The organism is Methanococcus aeolicus Nankai-3 (genome assembly GCF_000017185.1).
Classification (GTDB): domain Archaea; phylum AGJL01; class Methanococci; order Methanococcales; family Methanococcaceae; genus Methanofervidicoccus; species Methanofervidicoccus aeolicus.
Genome location: NC_009635.1, coordinates 1,517,903 through 1,536,279, shown reverse-complemented (window position 1 = coordinate 1,536,279; position 18,377 = coordinate 1,517,903). Strand labels below are relative to the sequence as shown.

Annotated in this window: 18 protein-coding genes; 9 read left to right on the top strand and 9 right to left on the bottom strand. The window is 30.9% G+C overall.

Annotated features, from left to right (window positions below; translation table 11 throughout):
* Nucleotides 1-12 precede the first annotated feature (12 nt).
* Nucleotides 13-912 (bottom strand): GTP 3',8-cyclase MoaA, encoded by a 900-nt coding sequence (gene moaA, locus MAEO_RS07560; RefSeq protein ID WP_011974184.1) that lies wholly within the window; start codon nt 910-912, stop codon nt 13-15.
* Between the two features lie 231 nt (nt 913-1,143).
* On the bottom strand, nt 1,144-1,854 hold the full coding sequence (locus tag MAEO_RS07555; RefSeq protein WP_011974183.1) for a peptidylprolyl isomerase: 711 nt from the start codon (nt 1,852-1,854) through the stop codon (nt 1,144-1,146).
* A gap of 113 nt (nt 1,855-1,967) precedes the next feature.
* Here MAEO_RS07555 and MAEO_RS07550 point away from each other — a divergent pair, with 113 nt between their 5' ends.
* On the top strand, nt 1,968-2,624 hold the full coding sequence (locus MAEO_RS07550) for a molybdenum cofactor guanylyltransferase (protein ID WP_011974182.1): 657 nt from the start codon (nt 1,968-1,970) through the stop codon (nt 2,622-2,624).
* A 33-nt stretch (nt 2,625-2,657) separates the two neighbouring features.
* Here the strand turns inward: MAEO_RS07550 and MAEO_RS07545 are convergent, their stop codons facing one another.
* Nucleotides 2,658-3,686 carry a deoxyhypusine synthase gene (locus MAEO_RS07545; RefSeq protein ID WP_011974181.1) on the bottom strand — a complete coding sequence of 343 codons (1,029 nt, stop codon included), beginning with the start codon at nt 3,684-3,686 and terminating at the stop codon, nt 2,658-2,660.
* Nucleotides 3,687-4,109: 423 nt separating this feature from the next.
* Between MAEO_RS07545 and MAEO_RS07540 the strand changes: the two genes are divergently transcribed.
* Complete coding sequence (locus MAEO_RS07540) at nt 4,110-4,493, top strand: metal-dependent transcriptional regulator (protein WP_011974180.1); 384 nt, start codon at nt 4,110-4,112, stop codon at nt 4,491-4,493.
* Between the two features lie 8 nt (nt 4,494-4,501).
* On the opposite strand, the gene MAEO_RS07535 is transcribed toward MAEO_RS07540, so the two are convergent.
* Both MAEO_RS07535 and wtpA read right to left on the bottom strand, forming a co-directional pair.
* Nucleotides 4,502-4,744 (bottom strand): hypothetical protein, encoded by a 243-nt coding sequence (locus tag MAEO_RS07535; protein ID WP_011974179.1) that lies wholly within the window; start codon nt 4,742-4,744, stop codon nt 4,502-4,504.
* Nucleotides 4,745-4,999: 255 nt separating this feature from the next.
* Nucleotides 5,000-6,049 (bottom strand): tungstate ABC transporter substrate-binding protein WtpA, encoded by a 1,050-nt coding sequence (gene wtpA / locus MAEO_RS07530; protein WP_011974178.1) that lies wholly within the window; start codon nt 6,047-6,049, stop codon nt 5,000-5,002.
* Nucleotides 6,050-6,265: 216 nt separating this feature from the next.
* On the opposite strand from wtpA, the gene MAEO_RS07525 reads away from it, so the two are divergent.
* The 5 genes from MAEO_RS07525 (at nt 6,266) to MAEO_RS07505 (ending at nt 10,118) form a co-directional block, all read left to right on the top strand.
* Entirely contained in the window at nt 6,266-6,463 is a 198-nt protein-coding gene (locus tag MAEO_RS07525) for a 4Fe-4S dicluster domain-containing protein (protein ID WP_011974177.1), read from the top strand.
* Nucleotides 6,460-7,593 (top strand): 2-oxoacid:acceptor oxidoreductase subunit alpha, encoded by a 1,134-nt coding sequence (locus MAEO_RS07520; protein WP_011974176.1) that lies wholly within the window; start codon nt 6,460-6,462, stop codon nt 7,591-7,593. Before MAEO_RS07525 ends, MAEO_RS07520 begins: the two co-directional genes overlap by 4 nt.
* A 127-nt stretch (nt 7,594-7,720) precedes the next feature.
* The gene (locus MAEO_RS07515; protein ID WP_011974175.1) at nt 7,721-8,596 is read left to right on the top strand and encodes a 2-oxoacid:ferredoxin oxidoreductase subunit beta; all 876 of its coding nucleotides are present in this window, start codon (nt 7,721-7,723) and stop codon (nt 8,594-8,596) included.
* Nucleotides 8,593-9,135, top strand: a complete 543-nt coding sequence (locus tag MAEO_RS07510; protein ID WP_011974174.1) for a 2-oxoacid:acceptor oxidoreductase family protein — start codon at nt 8,593-8,595, stop codon at nt 9,133-9,135. The genes MAEO_RS07515 and MAEO_RS07510 overlap by 4 nt, the downstream gene beginning before the upstream one ends.
* Before the next feature lie 368 nt (nt 9,136-9,503).
* Nucleotides 9,504-10,118 (top strand): gamma carbonic anhydrase family protein, encoded by a 615-nt coding sequence (locus MAEO_RS07505; protein WP_011974173.1) that lies wholly within the window; start codon nt 9,504-9,506, stop codon nt 10,116-10,118.
* Nucleotides 10,119-10,170: 52 nt separating this feature from the next.
* Here MAEO_RS07505 and MAEO_RS07500 read toward each other — a convergent pair whose 3' ends face one another.
* Nucleotides 10,171-11,196: an L-threonylcarbamoyladenylate synthase gene (locus MAEO_RS07500; RefSeq protein ID WP_011974172.1), complete on the bottom strand. Its 1,026-nt coding sequence runs from the start codon at nt 11,194-11,196 to the stop codon at nt 10,171-10,173.
* 326 nt (nt 11,197-11,522) lie between these two features.
* Between MAEO_RS07500 and MAEO_RS07495 the strand changes: the two genes are divergently transcribed.
* Both MAEO_RS07495 and MAEO_RS07490 read left to right on the top strand, forming a co-directional pair.
* Nucleotides 11,523-11,915, top strand: a complete 393-nt coding sequence (locus tag MAEO_RS07495) for a molybdopterin dinucleotide binding domain-containing protein (protein WP_011974171.1) — start codon at nt 11,523-11,525, stop codon at nt 11,913-11,915.
* 128 nt (nt 11,916-12,043) lie between these two features.
* Nucleotides 12,044-13,348, top strand: a complete 1,305-nt coding sequence (locus MAEO_RS07490; RefSeq protein WP_011974170.1) for a formylmethanofuran dehydrogenase subunit B — start codon at nt 12,044-12,046, stop codon at nt 13,346-13,348.
* 557 nt (nt 13,349-13,905) lie between these two features.
* Here MAEO_RS07490 and MAEO_RS07485 read toward each other — a convergent pair.
* The 3 genes from MAEO_RS07485 to purL all read right to left on the bottom strand — a co-directional run bounded on the left by MAEO_RS07485 (nt 13,906) and on the right by purL (nt 18,374).
* The gene (locus MAEO_RS07485; protein WP_011974169.1) at nt 13,906-14,760 is read right to left on the bottom strand and encodes a hypothetical protein; all 855 of its coding nucleotides are present in this window, start codon (nt 14,758-14,760) and stop codon (nt 13,906-13,908) included.
* A gap of 94 nt (nt 14,761-14,854) precedes the next feature.
* Nucleotides 14,855-16,075 (bottom strand): molybdopterin molybdotransferase MoeA, encoded by a 1,221-nt coding sequence (locus tag MAEO_RS07480; RefSeq protein ID WP_011974168.1) that lies wholly within the window; start codon nt 16,073-16,075, stop codon nt 14,855-14,857.
* A 100-nt stretch (nt 16,076-16,175) separates the two neighbouring features.
* Nucleotides 16,176-18,374, bottom strand: a complete 2,199-nt coding sequence (gene purL / locus MAEO_RS07475) for a phosphoribosylformylglycinamidine synthase subunit PurL (protein WP_011974167.1) — start codon at nt 18,372-18,374, stop codon at nt 16,176-16,178.
* Nucleotides 18,375-18,377 lie beyond the last annotated feature (3 nt).

The following is an 18,377-nucleotide window of genomic DNA, read 5'->3' as shown; positions in this document are numbered from 1 at the left end:
AATTTTTATTTTTTATTCTTTAAAATATAATTCTCTTCTATCAATACATTTAATAAAACATTTGTTAATATCTTCGCCATTTCGTAATGGGGTTAAAACATCTACTAAATTATCATCCCTAAGTAAGCAGGGCTTTAACAATCCATCATATGTTAATCTTATCCTAGTGCAATGGCTACAAAATTCAGTATTATCCATTGGCCTAACAAATTCAATTTCCAAACCATCAACCAAATATTTTTTTCTATTTTGCATAAATTTTCTAACCATGGTTTTATCTGATTTTTTACTTATTTCTTCCTCTATTTTATTTATATCATAATGGTATTTTTTTAATTTTTCATCAACTGGCATAAATTCTATTATTTGTAAAATAACTCCCATTTTTCTACAATAATCCATAATATCATTTAATCCCCCTACGGTATTGCTCATAACAACAAAATTTATTTTTATGGGTTTTAAACCAGCTTCTACGGCCTTTTCTATTCCCCGTTTAACCAGTTCAACATTTCCACCAGTTATTTTTTTATATAGCTCCGGGTCTAAGGTATCCAAACTAACATTTACTCTATCCAATCCTGCATCTTTTAATTTTTGAGCATATTTTTCCAACAATATTCCATTTGTAGTAAGAGATATATCTTTTATTTGATTATTTTTTAAATTTTTTATATTTCTTATTATCTCGGGCAAATCGTTCCTTAAAAGTGGTTCTCCCCCTGATATTTTAATTTTATTTATGCCATATTTTAAAGAATATTTTACCATTTCCCCTATTTCTGTTGGGGTCATTAATTTGTTATTATCTATATTGTGCCCTTCTTTATGGCAGTAAAAACAATTTAAATTGCATTGGGGAGTTATCGAAATTCTTAACGATTTTATTTCTCGGTTGTGTAAATCTTTCATAAATACCACAAATAATTAATAAACTATATAGTTATATCTAACTAATAATATTTACATTATTTAAATTTAATTAATGGCAAACAAAAATAAAATATATGTATAATATGTTGCAGTGCAGTAGAAATATAGAATATATTGTGGGTTGGGGAAGTGTATTGTTCTCGAATACGCCATAACGAAATAAAATTTAAAAAAATAAAAAGATAAAAAAATTAATAGTTAATAATTATATTATTCATTGTTTTCTGATTTTGCTGCTTTTGCTTTCTTTTTTTCGAAAACATCTACAAAGGATACTTTTTCCATTCCATTGATTCTTGCCATTGCTTCATTAGCCACAGCCATTTTAATCATTTGAAGGTTTTGTAAGAACGATGCACTTTCTGGGAGTGTGATAGTAGCTGTCTTTTTTGTTAATTTGATAGCGATATCATCAGTATTTATTTTTTGAGCATATAATTTTATTAATTCCTTAATAATTTCCTCTGGCTCCTCAATTAATTTTTCTACTTTTAAATTGTATTTTACAACTTTTCCAGCCAATTCATGGTTGAAATCTACTAAAACTCTTCCACCATTAACACTAGCCACTTTTCCTACCTGGTTATCGATTGTTATTGGCATGCCTTTTATTGGCTGAACATTGTGTTTTTTAAATTCTTTCATTGAAACAATTTTTACTTTTGATTTGTCTCTTACACCAAATGCTTGTTCTGGTTGGAGCTCCAACTCTTTTTCTTCGCCTTCTTCCATTTCCAATAATGCAGCATCTAATCCTGGAACAAGCATTTTACTCCCAACAGACACTACAACAGGACCATAAACCATTGATGGATTATAGATGTTGTTTTCTTTTGCCATTTCTTCGTTTGTCGTGTCAAATAATTTATCGTCTATGTATCCATTATATGAAATGCTCACAAGTTTTCCAGATTCTACCATTTAATTCACCGTTTTTTATTGATTTCAGCTATTTTTTACTTAAAGTCATTGTTTGGTAATTAACCATATATATAACTAATATATATATTTTATCAAAAACGGGTAGTAATAATATGATTAATAAAAGAATTTCAGCAATAATATTATCGGGCGGAAAAGCTACAAGGATGGGCGGAGAAAAACCATTTAGAAAAGTAAATAATAACTATTTAATAGAAAAGGTTGCCGATGTGTTGCATAATATGGAGCTCCCATTTGTTGTAGTATTTAAACATATTTGTAATTCTGAAAATAGTGCAAATACACTAAATAAGTGCGACATAGATAACCAAATTCACATATTTAAAAAATATAACCAAACAATTACATTTGACATACTGTATAATAAAGGTCCATTAATTGGAATTTTATCAGGTATGAATTTAATAGAAGGGGGTTGGGTATTAATTCTACCATGTGATACTCCATTAATCTCCGAAAATTCAATTAAAAATATAATAAATAAAATACCATTGGCAGAATCAAATAATTGTAATTGCATCATACCAAAACATGAAAATGGATATATTGAACCATTATTTTCGATATATCACAAATCCACCATAAAAACATTAGAAAAAATAATTAGGAGCTCCTCGGGAGATAGGCATCCAGCAATAAGACAGTATATAAATGAATTAAATCCATTATTTGTTGATGTTAATGAAATAGATGAAACTCATAAATCTTTTGTAAATGTGAATACCCATAATGATTTAAATAAATTATAGATTTATTGGGGGCTCCAAGAATTGGAGCTCCAATTATTTAAATACTCCATAAACAATTAATGGAAATACTATTGTGGCGTCGGCCCACACTTCAACGAAATCTGCTTTTGACTGAATTTTCCCCCATGAAATTCCTTCTTCTGGTGGAGCCCCACTAAGTGAGCCATCATTTGGAATGGCCGTAGTAATATATATAGCATAATCTGTACCCTCTCTGAACAAATTTGCATTTATTATGCTGTGTTTTGGAAGTGAGCCCCCCAACACAATACAGGCTGTTTTTTTAGAATTTACAGCAATATCATTTAATTTTACAATATCTTCGGCAATATCTATTTTTAAATTTGATTTTCTTTCTATTTTATAGAAATAAAGCATATCTCCAATAGAACCATCTGTTATGGCAGGGCAAAACATTGGAATATTATTTTTATATGCCCAGTAAATAATGGATTTTTCTTTTGCTTCATCGGGCAATTTTCTATCCATAAATTTACCCAATTCATAACAAAACTCCTGTGCCGATATAATATTATTGGTTTGTTGCTGTTTTTCGTCCAATAGCTCAAAAAATTCCGTCATATAGGTTTCAAATTCAATATATCTATCATTTGGAACATATATATTCCCAATTCTATTAATTCCTTTTTCCCGTAAATAATTTCCGTCTAAATCCCACTCTCCCACGATAAAAGGTTTTAAGCATTTTATAAAATCTTCCTCAACCCCTCCTGCTGTGGTAACTATTACATCTATTTTATTATGCTTTGCCAAATATGATATTATTTCTCGCAATCCAGATGAAACCATATTTGAAGTATATCCCATAAAAACAGTTATTTCGTCTGTCTGCTTTATTTTATCAATATTTTTCCATATATTTATGGCATTTCCAACAGCCGTTGCCTGAAAACCTATTTTTTGATAATAATTTGTAATTATATCTTTTAAATCAATATCGTTGTCCAATGATGGACCTTCTACTTCTAACCCATTAATTTCATCACTTTTTTTTAATATTATATCTTTTGGTTGAGTAATTTTTTCACCTTTTTCTCGCATAAAATAAATTATTATTTTTTTTATTATTATTTATTATTGTTTTCAATATATAACTAATATAGTTATACAACAATAAAATAACCGCCACATTTTATAGTATATTAATAAATATACATATAATATATGTTATGTATATGTATTTATAGGTGTGTATATAGGTATAAATATATAAAATAATACAGTCCTATTTTATAAAATAATATTGTATAGTATATGGGTTTGTATATGGGTTTTTACTGTGGATTGTATTATGTTTGTATATTATGTTTGATGGCATTACATAATATCTCTTGGCAATAGGATATATAATAATTTAAATTAAGTATTTCGTTTTATTTCTGGTGAAACAATGAAAAATCATATAAATTATATTATGCATATATTCAATTAATTCAACTAAAAAATTATAAATCCGGTGAAGCAATGATTTCCTCCAATATTGAAGACTATTTAGAAACGATATATTTATTTATCAAAAAAAACGACCGGCCTATAAGAACTACGGAATTGGCCCAACTGTTAAATATAAATCCGTCTGCAATTACCAGCATGGCCAAAAAACTACATTCAAAGGAATATATACTTTACGAGCCCTATATAGGTATTAGATTAACTGAAAAAGGGAAAGAAGTTGCCAAAAAAATCATACGAAAACACAAAATCATAGAATCATTTTTAAGGGATTATCTTAAATTAGACGAGAAAAAAGCATCAGAAGAAGCATGTAAAATAGAGCATGTAATTTCAGACGAAACCATTACAAAATTATATAATTATATGAACGAATCAAAAAAGAGTAAAATTTGATTAAATAGTTAAATACTGAGAAGTTTTTTAGCACCCTGGGCCCCAAGCTGTAATTTTAATGCACCCAATACTTCATTTACATCGTCCATATTTTCAGCATTATTTAGTGCATTTTTAAATTGTTCTCTTTTATCTGGTTCCACAAGATTTATTAAATATTCTACTGTGGAAAGCAATTCAATATATTTTCCTTCATTTTTTACTTGATTGTTAATTTCTTCCACAAATGATTTTATATTTTCAGATACCACTATACCACCAAATTATAATAATAATAATAAATAATATTAGCATATATGCGTATTATATATTTATATTTTTAGTTATTTTTTGTTTGGCTGTTGGGCAATAGTTGTTATTATGTGTTATAGTTATCATAATGTTAGGAAGATATAAACTAGTGAATTACTCCTCATTATGGACCGGGAGCTCCTGCGGAATATGTTAAAAAAATTTGGATAATTTGGATATAAAAAAGATTAAAAAATTATATATTGCATTTTTCCTTATTTTCTTATTTCAACAAATTCTTTAAGCTCATCAGGAATATTGCCAAATCCAACAGCAGGTTCAATTACTGGTTGCCCTGCATTTTCAAATACTTCGGGGTGTTCCAATATTGTTTTAACAAATTCAATTCCTTCTTTTTGATGTTTTGCCGTTTTAGGAACTGTAATTCCATAAATAATTGGTTTTGCCGTTTTAGTTTTCCCATCTCCTGTGGTTAATTTAACTTTTTTATAGTTATCGGCATATTCATGATACCCCAGATTTATTTCTTTCGGAAGTTCGATATATTTTAAATTATGTTGGTCAGCCACACTTTTATATATAAATAAATAATCATATACCCCAGTTTTAAGTGGCTCCAATACCTCGGATTCTGTATTTCTTAAAAATATCTTATCTGTATTTATATCTTTTATTTCTTTTGGAATTATAATTGTATTAGTTCCATTTTCTTTCTCAACCCCAAAATTTGTATTTTTCAATGCTAAATCATTAAATATTGTTGGGATATTATAGTGCAACTCGGCCAACTGTATTGTCATTAGGCTTCTGTATCCGCAAGGGTCCTTATTAGGGCTTGTAAATCCAAATTTAACATTTGGTTTATTTAATATATTATACCAGTTATCTGAATTTATTTCATCTTTATAATTGCTTTTATCGGTGTATGCTATTACAATTTCATTTCTTGCGTTCATTAAATACCAGTCTGCATATTCGGGCATCATCATAGTTGAAATAAGTGAATAGTCTGCTGAAGCCAAAACATCGGCCGTATCATTTAAATATATTATTTTTTCAATACAATCCACACTTCCCCCAGCTTCTCTTTGAACCCCCATATTATTATGATATTTTTTATATATTTTTTCATATTGTTCAAATGGAACCGACAAACTCCCTGCATAAGACACTTTTAATGTAATTGGATTGGTGGTTTTTTCTGTTGTATTGGTTTTTGTAGTTGCATCCCCCTCACGACCACCAAACATAACTGCAAGTAATATGCCCAAAATGGGAGCTCCCTGTTTAATATATTTATTCATTATTTCACCTCAAAAATATCCCATAAGTATATATTTAATATATTAATATATATTTCCATTATACTAATTAGATATAAGAATGTGCTAAATCATTATATAAATTTATATATGTTGTATCTCATAAATAATAGAAAGCAATGATAATGATATAATTTAATATTTAATAAATAATCTTAAAATATAAACTGAGAACACCGAAAAAACAGAGATGATACTATGATATATATTGACGAAGAATTATGCAAAGGATGTATTTTATGTGTAAAATTCTGTCCAAAAGAAGTATTAAAAATGTCAGAACAATTAAATAAAAAGGGCGTTCATGTTGCAGAGGTTGAAGATATAACCAAATGCACATACTGTAATATTTGTGAAATGATATGCCCAGACCAAGCTATTGCGGTGAGAAAATGATAGGAAAAGATGGAAAACTTAAACCCGGAACTTATTTTATGCAGGGAAATGAAGCATGTGCAGAGGGAGCTCTGTCAGCAGGATGTAATTTTTTCGGAGGATATCCTATAACTCCCTCCTCAGAAGTTGCCGAAAGATTGTCAAAAAGATTGCCACAGATAGGAAGACCATATGTTCAAATGGAAGATGAAATATCTGCATTAGCAACTGTTTTAGGTGCATCTTGGGCAGGAGCTAAGGCTATGACGGCAACAAGTGGTCCAGGATTTAGTTTAATGCAGGAACATATCGGATATGGGGTTATGACTGAAACACCATTTGTATTGGTTGATGTTCAAAGGGGGTCCCCATCCACGGGACAGCCTACAATGGCATCCCAAAGTGATATGATGCAGGCAAAATGGGGCTCTCATGGAGATTACCAAATTATAGCTTTTGCCCCATCCTCAGTTCAAGAATGTTTTGAATACACCATAAAAGCATTTAATATGTCTGAAAAATACAGAGTTCCAGCTTTTGTAATGAGTGATGAGATTGTAGGGCATATGAGAGAAAAATTAGTAATTCCAGAGGAAATTGAAATAATTAATAGAAAAGAAGGACTGGGAAAATATCCATTTTACCCAGAAGAAGATTTAATTCCTAAGATGCCAACATTTGGTAATGGCTGGAATACCCATGTAACTGGATTAACCCATAGTGAAAAAGGATATCCGGATGCTGCTTCAAAACCTGCTGAACATCACAAATTAGTAAAAAGATTAAACGATAAAATATTGAACAATTTAAAGGATATTGTATCCTATGAGGAAAAATATTTAGATGATTGTGGAGATGTTGTGGTAGTATCCTATGGAGCTCCGTCAAGGTCTGCGGAAACTGCTGTAAATGAACTTAGAGAAAAAGGAGTAAGTGCGGGAATTCTCAGATTAGAAACAGTATGGCCATTCCCAGACTACAAAATATTAGAAATTGCCAAAAAAACAGAGAAAATCATCATACCTGAAATGAATTTCGGACAAATATCCAGAGAAGTTCAAAGAGCTTCAAAAGGACATTGTGAAGTTAGTTTAGTAGGAAAAACAGGTGGGGAAATACATGTTCCAGAGGAAATAATAAATGAATTATAGGGAGAATAATTTATATCTCCCCATATTGTAATTAGGATTATAATTGGGAGCCTTACAGTAATTAATATAATAATAAAATAAGATATATAAAATAAATTAAAAAATTAATATTTAGGAGGTTATTTAAATGACAGATGCTAACAAGGAACATTTTGCCTTAAAATATTTAAGAAAGGATAGATTGCCCCTCATGTTCTGTTCTGGTTGCGGTATTGGAACAGTTATTAATAGTGCATGTAAGACTTTTGATAAAATAGAATTAAATATGAAGGATACGGTTTTAGTTTCAGGAATTGGATGTTCTTCTAGAATTCCGGGATATTTTGAATGTGATTCAATACATACAACACATGGTAGAGCATTAGCATTTGCAACAGGCCTAAAAACATTTAATCCTGATTTAAATGTAATTGTATTCACAGGAGATGGGGACTGTTCTGCAATAGGGGGAAATCATCTTATACATGCATGTAGGAGAAATATAGACATGACCGTAATATGTATTAATAATAACACATATGGAATGACCGGAGGACAGTATTCCCCTACAACCCCATCAGGAAAAAAAGGAACCACGGCACCATATGGAAATCCAGAACGACCTTTTGATTTATGTAAATTAGTGGAAGCCGCAGGAGCTAGTTATGTGGCAAGATGGACAACCACACACCCCATACAATTGGCCAGAGCAATAGAAAAAGGAATGAATACCAAAGGATTTGCATTTATTGAAGTGGTTGCACAGTGCCATACAAATTACGGTAGAATAAATGGGGTTAAAACCAATATAGAATTAGTAGAAATTATAAAAAATAGTTCAATATCCATCAATAAAGCAAAAAATATGAATGAAGAAGAATTGAATGAAAAAGTAATAATTGGAGAATTTGTAAATAAAGAACAGCCAGAATACACAGAACAAATTTATAACATCATAGAACAGGAATCTGTATTGAATAAAGAGGAAGAAAACGAAGAAAATAAAAAGGAGGGGAAAAAATGAGAACGGAAGTAAGATTTGCAGGATTTGGAGGGCAGGGTGTTATTCTTTCAGGAATTATATTGGGAAGAGCTACTGTATTATATGAGGGACATTATGCATTTCAAACTCAATCTATTGGCCCAGAAGCAAGAGGAGGAGTATCCCGTGCAGAGGTAGTGATATCCACAGATAACCCAAGGGATTACCCCAAAGTTAGAGAATTAGACATATTGGTTGCAATGAATCAGGAATCAATGGATACATATTCAAAAGATTTAAAAGCTGGAAAAACCATGTTATATGACCCAGATATGATGGCAAATGGGCCAGAATTGGAAAATGTAACCGTATATCCAATACCCGCCACAAAAACAGCATATGAATTAGGAAATAAAATAGTGGCAAATGTGGTAATGTTGGGAGCCCTCATAACTACAACAAAAATAATATCAAAAGAATCACTCATAAAAGCCGTATGTGAAGCGGTTCCACCTAAATTTAAAGATTTAAATATGAAAGCACTTGAAAAAGGATTTGAATTGGGAGAACAATTTAAATAAATTATTATAATTACATTACAGCCCATATTTAGCTTATAACATAAATATATTAATCCTGCTAATTTCTATTGCTATTCAATTAGTCCTAGATGTTTTAGAATATAAACGAACTGTTTATGTCAATTATAGTAAGTTCAATAACTGTCCCTTATCTGTCCCAAAATTATTTCATTTATTTGTAATGTAGTAAGTGATTTTAGCTTTTAATAGCATCTCTAAATTTTTCTCTGAAAAATTTATACGATCATAAAAATCGCTTTGCGATTTTGAGACAGTTTAGTGAAAAAGATCGAAGATTGACTATAACTATACGGGGCAATATATACCATACCTATCTAAATATATACTCATATATTATTGGTGATAATATGCTAAAAAAATGTCTTTTTCCAAATATTGACGGAAAGATGCCTAAATTAGGCAAAAACATATATATTGACCAAAATTCTGTAATCATTGGTGATGTGATTATTGAAGATGGGGTATATATTAGTCCAAATGCTGTAATAAGATGCGATGAGCCACCTACAAAAGGTATTATAATTAAAAAAAATGTAAATATCCAAGATGGTGCAGTAATACATTGTTTAAGTGGCACAGGAGTAATTGTTGGTAAAGATTCTTCAATAAGTCATTGCACCATCATACATGGCCATGCAGAAATTGGAGATAAGTCATTTATTGGATTTAATTCCATTGTTTTTAATGCAGAAATTGGAGATAATGTAGTGATAGGGCATAATTGTGTAATTGATGGAACAGGAGATACCATAAAAATACCAAATAATAAATGGATACCCCCAAATTCGTCAATATATAAAGATGAAGATGGAATATTAAAAGCATTTTTATCAAATGGGAAAATTATAACTAATTTTACGGAGCTCCCTGAACTTCCTGGATGGTATAAATCATTTCCCGATAAAGTTGCAAATATAAATAATACATTAAATCAAGGATATATCAATATATATAAAAAATAAAAAAATATATTATATTATTTTTAACCATTTATTTTATTTTGTTGTTATTGCTTTATATTATTTTAGATGATGCTTTTTCTAATCTATCCATTATGGCAAGTCCCAGTCCTTTTTTTTCAAATCCTTCAATAAATATAATGGATACGCCATTTTTATCCATTTCCCTCAATGAATTAAATAAATTTTTAGAGATAGTTTTTAAATCAGACCTGCTTCCTAATACTATTTTTTTAATATTTGCAGGATATTTATCTTTTGTTTCTTCTGTTATAATTATCCCGACATTTTCATTTTTCTCTCCTTTTTCAGTATATTCTTTTATTAAATCATTTATTTTACCGGTAATTTCTTCAATATTTCCTGTTGCCATTATTAATGGTGCATCGGGGGAATAGTGCGTATATTTCATACCTGGCGATTTAACTGTTTTTATAATTTTTTTGCCCTGTTTATTAATCTCAATTAATTCAATATCTATAACTTTTTTTAAATCCTCATAAGTTATGCTCCCATATCTTAATATTTTAGGTTTTTTCTCAGTTAAATCTAAAACCGTGGATTCTACACCTATTGTGGTTTCCCCCTCTATGGCATAGTTTATTTTATCGCCTAAATCGTCTATTATATGTTGTATATTTGTAGGGCTTGGCTTTCCTGATAAATTAGCACTTGGTGCAGCTATTGGAGTATTTGCTTTTTCTATTAATTCCAGTGCAATTTTATTATTTGGTATTCTAACGGCAACTGTATCCAAATTAGCACAGGTTATGGCCGGAACGACCTCTTTCTTTTTTAATATAATGGTTAAAGGCCCCGGTGAAAACTTTTGTAATAATATTTTAGCGTTTTCTGTAATATGTGCAATTTTATTTGCCATTTCTAAATTATTTACATGAATAATTAATGGGTTATCGATGGGTCGCCCTTTAACTTTAAAAATTTTTTCTACTGCATCAGGATTTAGTGCATCAGCACCTAATCCATACACTGTTTCCGTAGGAAATGCTACTAAATCACCATCTTTTATGGCATTTGCAGCAATTTCAATTTCATTTTTATTCAATATTTTTAACTTCATATTTTTTCACTTTATTTTATTATTTTTTATTATTTTTTATTATTAAATATTGTGATATTATGGAGCTCCTACAATAATATATTTGTTCGTAATACTCCATAAATAACATTAATATCCCCATAAACAATAATATTTAACCACATATGATTTACTAAATTGTATTATAGCAACGAAATATAGTTGAATTCATATTTTCGGCTTAATTCATATAGAAAATTTTATATATTCTTTACCCTTAATATATATTCAGTGTGATATTAATTCACAATGAATTAAAATTAAATGATAAGCATTTTTAAATAATTTATCTGCCATATGGTGGTATTATGAAAAAACTAGAAGTTCTTTTATTAACTGGTCGTTCCGTCTGGCAGGGAGAGGGAATGGAATCAGGGAAAGAAGGGCAAAAATATAAAGAAGCCTGCACAAAATTGGATATGAATCCAGCAGATATGGCTAAATTGGGGTTGAAAGACCACGACAAAGTATTGTTATCTAGCAAATATGGGGAAATAGTTATGGAGGCAGTGACTGCTGAGCAGGAGCTCCTCGAAGGAATGGCATATGTGGCATATGGAACCTGGGTAAATGTAATAGTTAATCCAAGAACCGAAGGTACAGGAATGCCATCTTTTAAGGGGACCAAAGTAACTATTGAACCCACAGATAAAGAAATAATAGAAAATTCCCTTGAAGTGATGGAACAGGCATATTTATAAGAGATATATAATTAGTGAAGAATTATAATTATAATATTTGAAAATTATATAATTATTATAAATTCATATACAACCCATATATAATCCATATATGGTATATGTGATTATATATTATGCAGGTGTAAAATATGGAGATAGTTAAAGATGTAGTATGTCCATTTTGCGGAACCTTGTGTGATGATGGAGTTGTGCTTTTAGAAGATGGTAAAATAGTAGGCACGAAGAACTTTTGTAGAATCGGGCATGCAAAATTTATGCACTTGGCACACGGAAAACGACATACAAGTCCGCTTATTAGGCAAGATGACGGAGAATTAAAAAAAGTAGATTACGAAACAGCAATCGAAGAATCTGCAAGAATCCTTGTTGAGGCAAACTGGCCTTTACATTATGGATGGAGTGCAACACTTTGTGAAGCTCAGCAAAAAGGAGTTGAGTTGGCAGAACTTACTGGTGGTGTATTAGATAACACTGCAACAGTTTGACACGGACCGTCACTTTTGGCGGTTCAGGATAGGGGATATCCAACATGTTCATTAGATCAGCCTAAAAACTATGCAGATTTAGTATTTTATTGGGGATGCAATCCTATGCATGGGCACCCAAGACATATGAGTAGATATGGAACATTTGCGAGAGGGTTTTTCAGAGAAAGAGGAAGACCAGATAGAACAGTGGTTATAGTAGACCCAAGGAAAACAGATTCCGCAAAACTCGCAGATATTCATATACAACCATACCCAGGAACTGACTACATTCTAATTAGTGCTTTGAGAATGATATTAAATGGAGTAGAACCACAACAAGATGTAATTGCAGGAGTTCCAAAAGAGCAATTGTATGAATTATATGATATTATTGGAAAACATCAATTTTCAATATTATACTTTGGTATGGGTATGACCATGTCCAGAGGAAAACATAGAAATATTGATAATGCAATTACATTGGTGAGCGATTTAAACAAACATATAAAATCTGTGCTCATGCCAATGAGGGGCCACTACAATGTTGCAGGATTTAACATTGTATCCGCTTATGAAACAGGCTACCCTTACTGTGTTGATTTCTCAAAAGGATACCCAACATATAATCCTGGAGAAACCTCCGCAGTAGATGCACTTGCAAAAGGGCATGTTGATGCTATGATGAATTGTGCCTCTGACCCAGGACATTCATTTCCGAATTCAGCACTAAAAACAATGGCAAAAATACCTGTGATAAATATTAACCCGGGAATCACTCCAACAGATGTTGTTTCCAACATAATCATACCATCTACATATAGTGGTGTTGAAGATTCTGGAACAGCATATAGAATGGATTGTGCCCCAATAAGAGTTAAAAAAGTAATTGAGCCACAATTTGAAGATATGCTCACAGATAAAGAAATTCTTACAAAAATGATTAAATGCGTTAAACAAATGTTATAATTAGAACAAACTGGATATCCCCAATAGACAGTATATAATTATATACATTGATAATATTGCAAATAAAGAGGAACCCATCGGGACTCTTTATTACTTTTTTTAAATTTTTTTAGATAAAATTAAAAAAATAATATAATAATATTTTAAAATAATATATTTATATATTTATATATATTCTTTACAATTACGCACATACAGGGAGCTCCCATATATAGTAAGTTCAATAACTGTCCTTATCCGGCTTATTATTAAATAAAATCTCTTCGAGATTTTATACAAAAGCATAGCTTTTGTAAACAAAATCCTTTTAGGATTTGTACAAAATCGAAGATTTTGTAAACAAATTTTTTCATTTATTGGTAATATGGTAGAGATTTTAGCTTTTTATAGGATCTCTAAATTTTCCTCTGAAAAATTTATATGATCGTAAAAATCGCTTTGCGATTTTGAGATTGTTTAGTGAAAAAGACCGAAGATTTACTATAATTTTATTCTATTTTTTCATAATAATATTTTGAAATTGAGCAAAATTAAAAATAAAAAAAGAAATATTGTAATTAATTACTCCTCCGATAAAGCAAATATGTTATTGGTATTATTGACAATATTAACGCACCAATTGGAATCGGCGTTTTAGTAGGGGTTGAGGTTGTCGGGTTAAAGAAGCTTGCTGGAGGTGAAGATGTTAAAATTTTGCCGGCATCTAGTGTATTACCACTTATATCATATATGGTTGCATTAGAACCATTTAATGGAATTATCCCACTATAGTATTCACTGTATGGAGGGCCTCTATTTTTATATGGCATAGTGATATTCCATGTTCCGTTTGTATCAATGTCTGTAAGTTTAAATGATAAATTATGGTAATATCCCCCATATTGGGTGGCGTCTTCAAATGTTATTCCATTTTCCGTAATATTTAATTTCCACTCTCCATCGGCATAGTTATCATCATTATAATTATCGTTCATTTTTAAATCGATTTGAGAACCCACCGGGATTTCGGCAATATATGGTAATGGAGTAAGATTATTAGTTCGTACATTATTTCTAACACTGGTATCGCGAACTTGTTCAAATAGGTCATAAGTATTTCCATCTGGGTCGGTCCAGGATACTGCCGCCGTTGGTGCTGGGTCAGTAGTTCCTTGATTATCTGTTAATGGTACTGTCTGCCTAATCGTTTGACCATTATCTAATTCATATACTATAACTGCATAATTATAATCAGAATCAGGAGCAGTATACGAAGACCCACCGTCAAATGTATTGCCTAATGGGTCGTAGTATGTCCCGTTGTATTCATATACTCCAAGGTATGATTTAACTACTTTTGGAGTTGTATCTGCATACACAGGAGATAATAGTATCATAACCCCCAATACTAAAAATAATATATTTTTAATCATTATATCACAATAATATCGATTGAGAAAAAATTATTAATATTTATTTATATATACTCAATATATCTATTTATTTTTATAATATGACCGTTATAATTTATAATATATATACTTTAATAACTTCCCCTTTTTCATAGCCTTCAATATTTTCCCCTATAATTGTATAGCAATCTGCCTTTGCTATTGAAGACAGCACCCCGCTACCTGTTATTTTAAGTGGTTCTACGGCTGATTTTTTGTTGTTATTGTTTGTTTCTACGAATTTTAACCTTAATATGTCAGTTCTACCAAGTGTAGAAGCTATATTTCTATTTAATGGCAAATATAAATATTTTCGTGGTTTAAAATAATTTCTAAAAAATAATTCAAATTGCACGGCACCAGCAACGGGATAGCCCGATAATATAAATATTAGCTTTTCCTCTCCTTCGTTGGTTTTATATTTTGCAAATCCAAATGGTTTTCCTGGTCTAATCTGCACTCCGTGGAGCTCCATACTACACAAATCATTAATTACTTTTATTGTGTAATCCCTATCTCCAACAGAAGTTCCTCCCGTAGTAAATATTATGTCATTTTCATTTAGTGCATTTAATAATATATTTTTTATTTCTTCCTCATTATCTTTTACCAATTTGTAAATATTTGGTGTTAATCCAGTTTCATTAATTAGTGCAGATAGCATAGGAGTATTTGAATTTACTATTTTGTGTTGATTTTTTAATTGTTGTATATCTTTTAAATCCTCAATATCTATTAATTCATCCCCCGTAGATATCAAACCAATTTTTAAATCCATTACTTTTATATCTTTTATGCCCAATGACAGCAATAAAGCAATGTGATATGGGTTGATTGTTTCTCCTTTTTTTAATATTGTTTCTCCTTTTTTTATATCCTCTCCAATTCTTGAAATATTTTCATTTGGATAGGAGCTCCACCTTACCTCTAAAAAATTATCTTCTTCATTACAATATTCTTTCATTACCACGGCATTAGCACCTTTTGGAATGGGCATTCCAGTGCATACCTTTATACACTCTTCCGAGCTTATTTCGTCTCCTTCCACCAAATTTAAAATAATAGGATTATTTTCCGAAGCTCCAAATGTATCCTCTGCTATTATTGCATATCCGTCCATTGCAGACTTATTGAACATGGGCAAATCTGTTGGAGCTTTAATATCTTCAAAAGATATTTTATTTAATGAATTTAAAACGCTGATTGTTTTGTATTTTGAATTTATTAATTTATCGAGATTATTAAATACAATATTTTTAGCATCATGGTAGCTTATTAGGTTTTTTAATAGTTCCATATTAACACCGAATAGTTAAAATAAATAGATAATTATGCGTCCAATAGTAAAAAAATAGAGAAATTTCATTAAATAAAATAATAAATATGAATTATGAATTTTATATATTTTCTCCCATCATTTCAGAAAAGGCATTTTCATATTTATTTTTCATTTCTTCAATAGGTAAATTTATTAATTCATTGTCGTTTAATTTTATTTTTAACTCATTTCCTTTAACAGTTCCGATAATTGCACCATTTAATTCTTTAACAACTTTATCGGCATTGTTTTTATCTACTGATAATATTATTCTACCGGAGCTCTCTGAGAATAATAAAATATCATTTCTTAAGCCGTTGGTGTTATAGTCTCCCAAATCTAATTCTACACCAATATTGTTAGTCATACATAATTTAGAGATTGCTACACCAAGTCCTCCTTTGGAACAATCCACAGCTTCATTTATTAATCCATTATTTACCAATTCACAAACTTTTGAGTATATTTCTTTTTCAACTTCCAAATTTGCCTTTGGAACAATTCCTTCTTCTGTGTTGTGGATTTGTTTGTAGTATTCCGTTCCTCCCATTTCGTCTTTGGTTGGTGCTGTTATTATTAAAATATCCCCTTCTTTTGCTCCTTTTGGTATGTTATTGATATTTTCAATAGTTCCCACAATACTAATTACTGGTGTTGGATTTATAGGATAGTCTTTTCCATCAATTACAGTTTCATTGTATAAACTTACATTTCCGCCCACTACGGGAACACCAATAATTTCGGCACCGTCTGCAAGTCCTTCAATACATTTTTTGATTTGGTAAAATCTTTCTGGTTTTTCTGGATTACCAAAATTCAAATTATCGAGCATACCAATCGGTTTTGCTCCAACAGTTGCCAAATTCCTAACTGATTCGCATACAAGGTTTAAACTTCCCCCATATGGGTTTAACTTACAGTATGTAGGATTACAATCTGCCACAAGAGCAAGAGCTTTTGGGTGAGCTTCTTTTAATCTCAATACACTGGCATCTTTTCCTGGTCTTACAACTGTATTTAACTGCACTTCATGGTCATATTGTTCATATATCCATTTTTTTGAGTTAATATTTGGGGATTTTAATAATTTTAATAATATATTGTTTAATTCTGCTGGTTCTGGTTCTGCTATGTTTTCTTTATTATCTGGTGTTTCAAGTATTGTTTCTTTTTCTTCACTATCTGTGAGAGTTGCCTCACAAAGCAAATCCAATGGCAAATCAACAACAACTTCATCATTCATTTTTACGAAAAATCTTTTTGTATCTGTTGTTTTTCCAATAATTGAAACCGGGAGCTCGTATTTTTCAAATATTTTTATTATTTCTTCTTCGCTTCCTTTTTCTACTGCAAGGAGCATTCTTTCCTGCGATTCTGAAACCATTATTTCATAAGCCGTCATTCCTTCATCTCTTAATATTACATTTTCAAGGTAAAGTTCAGCACCAACTCCACCACTATAGCAGAGCTCCGAACAGGAGGAAGTTATTCCCGCAGCTCCAAGGTCTTTAATTGCCTTAACTTTTTTAGTTGCACAGGCTTCAAGAGTGGAATCTATTACACATTTTTCTGTAAAGGCGTCTCCAATTTGAACACTTGGTCTGTCTCCTTCACTTTCGCTGGTTAAGTCTTTTGATGCAAAGGAAGCTCCACCAATTCCATCTCTTCCGGTGCTTCCTACAAGTATAAGAGTTAAATCTGTTTCTTTTGCTTTTCCAGTTACGATATCTCCTTCTTTTACAAGCCCGATACATACCACATTTACAAGGTTGTTGTAGTCGTAGGATTTATCGAATTCACATTCTCCCCCCACATTGGGAACACCTATTCTATTTCCATAGTCCCTAATTCCATCTACAACACCTTCCACAAGCCATCTTACTTTATCCTTTTCTTCTCCGTTTATATCTCCGAATCTAAGGGCATTTAATAAAGCTATGGGTTTTGCATTCATTGATATAATATCCCTAACAATTCCCCCAACTCCTGTTGCTGCCCCATTGTATGGGTCAATATATGATGGGTGGTTGTGGCTTTCCATGGCCATGGCAACACATAAATCGGTTTCGTCATCTATTTTTATAAGTGCAGCATCGTCTCCCGGACCTACTACTATGTTTTGGTTTTCTTTAACTGTTTTCCCAAACATACTGAGTAATTTTTTTGTGCTTCTATAAGAACAGTGCTCACTCCATAGATTTTCAAACATTCCAATTTCTACATCATTTGGTTTTCTTCCTAATTGTTCTTCTATAAATTTCAAATCGTTTAAATCCATTGT

Bases quoted from the DNA above. Each gene is read 5' to 3' on its own strand.
- wtpA (WP_011974178.1), bottom strand. From the start codon at position 6,049: ATGAATAAATATATTAAACAGGGAGCTCCCATTTTGGGCATATTACTT.
- MAEO_RS07500 (WP_011974172.1), bottom strand. From the start codon at position 11,196: ATGAAGTTAAAAATATTGAATAAAAATGAAATTGAAATTGCTGCAAAT.
- MAEO_RS07550 (WP_011974182.1), top strand. From the start codon at position 1,968: ATGATTAATAAAAGAATTTCAGCAATAATATTATCGGGCGGAAAAGCT.
- MAEO_RS07480 (WP_011974168.1), bottom strand. From the start codon at position 16,075: ATGGAACTATTAAAAAACCTAATAAGCTACCATGATGCTAAAAATATT.
- MAEO_RS07540 (WP_011974180.1), top strand. From the start codon at position 4,110: ATGATTTCCTCCAATATTGAAGACTATTTAGAAACGATATATTTATTT.
- MAEO_RS07545 (WP_011974181.1), bottom strand. From the start codon at position 3,686: ATGCGAGAAAAAGGTGAAAAAATTACTCAACCAAAAGATATAATATTA.
- MAEO_RS07505 (WP_011974173.1), top strand. From the start codon at position 9,504: ATGCTAAAAAAATGTCTTTTTCCAAATATTGACGGAAAGATGCCTAAA.
- MAEO_RS07510 (WP_011974174.1), top strand. From the start codon at position 8,593: ATGAGAACGGAAGTAAGATTTGCAGGATTTGGAGGGCAGGGTGTTATT.
- MAEO_RS07495 (WP_011974171.1), top strand. From the start codon at position 11,523: ATGAAAAAACTAGAAGTTCTTTTATTAACTGGTCGTTCCGTCTGGCAG.
- moaA (WP_011974184.1), bottom strand. From the start codon at position 912: ATGAAAGATTTACACAACCGAGAAATAAAATCGTTAAGAATTTCGATA.
- MAEO_RS07525 (WP_011974177.1), top strand. From the start codon at position 6,266: ATGATATATATTGACGAAGAATTATGCAAAGGATGTATTTTATGTGTA.
- MAEO_RS07555 (WP_011974183.1), bottom strand. From the start codon at position 1,854: ATGGTAGAATCTGGAAAACTTGTGAGCATTTCATATAATGGATACATA.
- MAEO_RS07515 (WP_011974175.1), top strand. From the start codon at position 7,721: ATGACAGATGCTAACAAGGAACATTTTGCCTTAAAATATTTAAGAAAG.
- purL (WP_011974167.1), bottom strand. From the start codon at position 18,374: ATGGATTTAAACGATTTGAAATTTATAGAAGAACAATTAGGAAGAAAA.
- MAEO_RS07520 (WP_011974176.1), top strand. From the start codon at position 6,460: ATGATAGGAAAAGATGGAAAACTTAAACCCGGAACTTATTTTATGCAG.
- MAEO_RS07485 (WP_011974169.1), bottom strand. From the start codon at position 14,760: ATGATTAAAAATATATTATTTTTAGTATTGGGGGTTATGATACTATTA.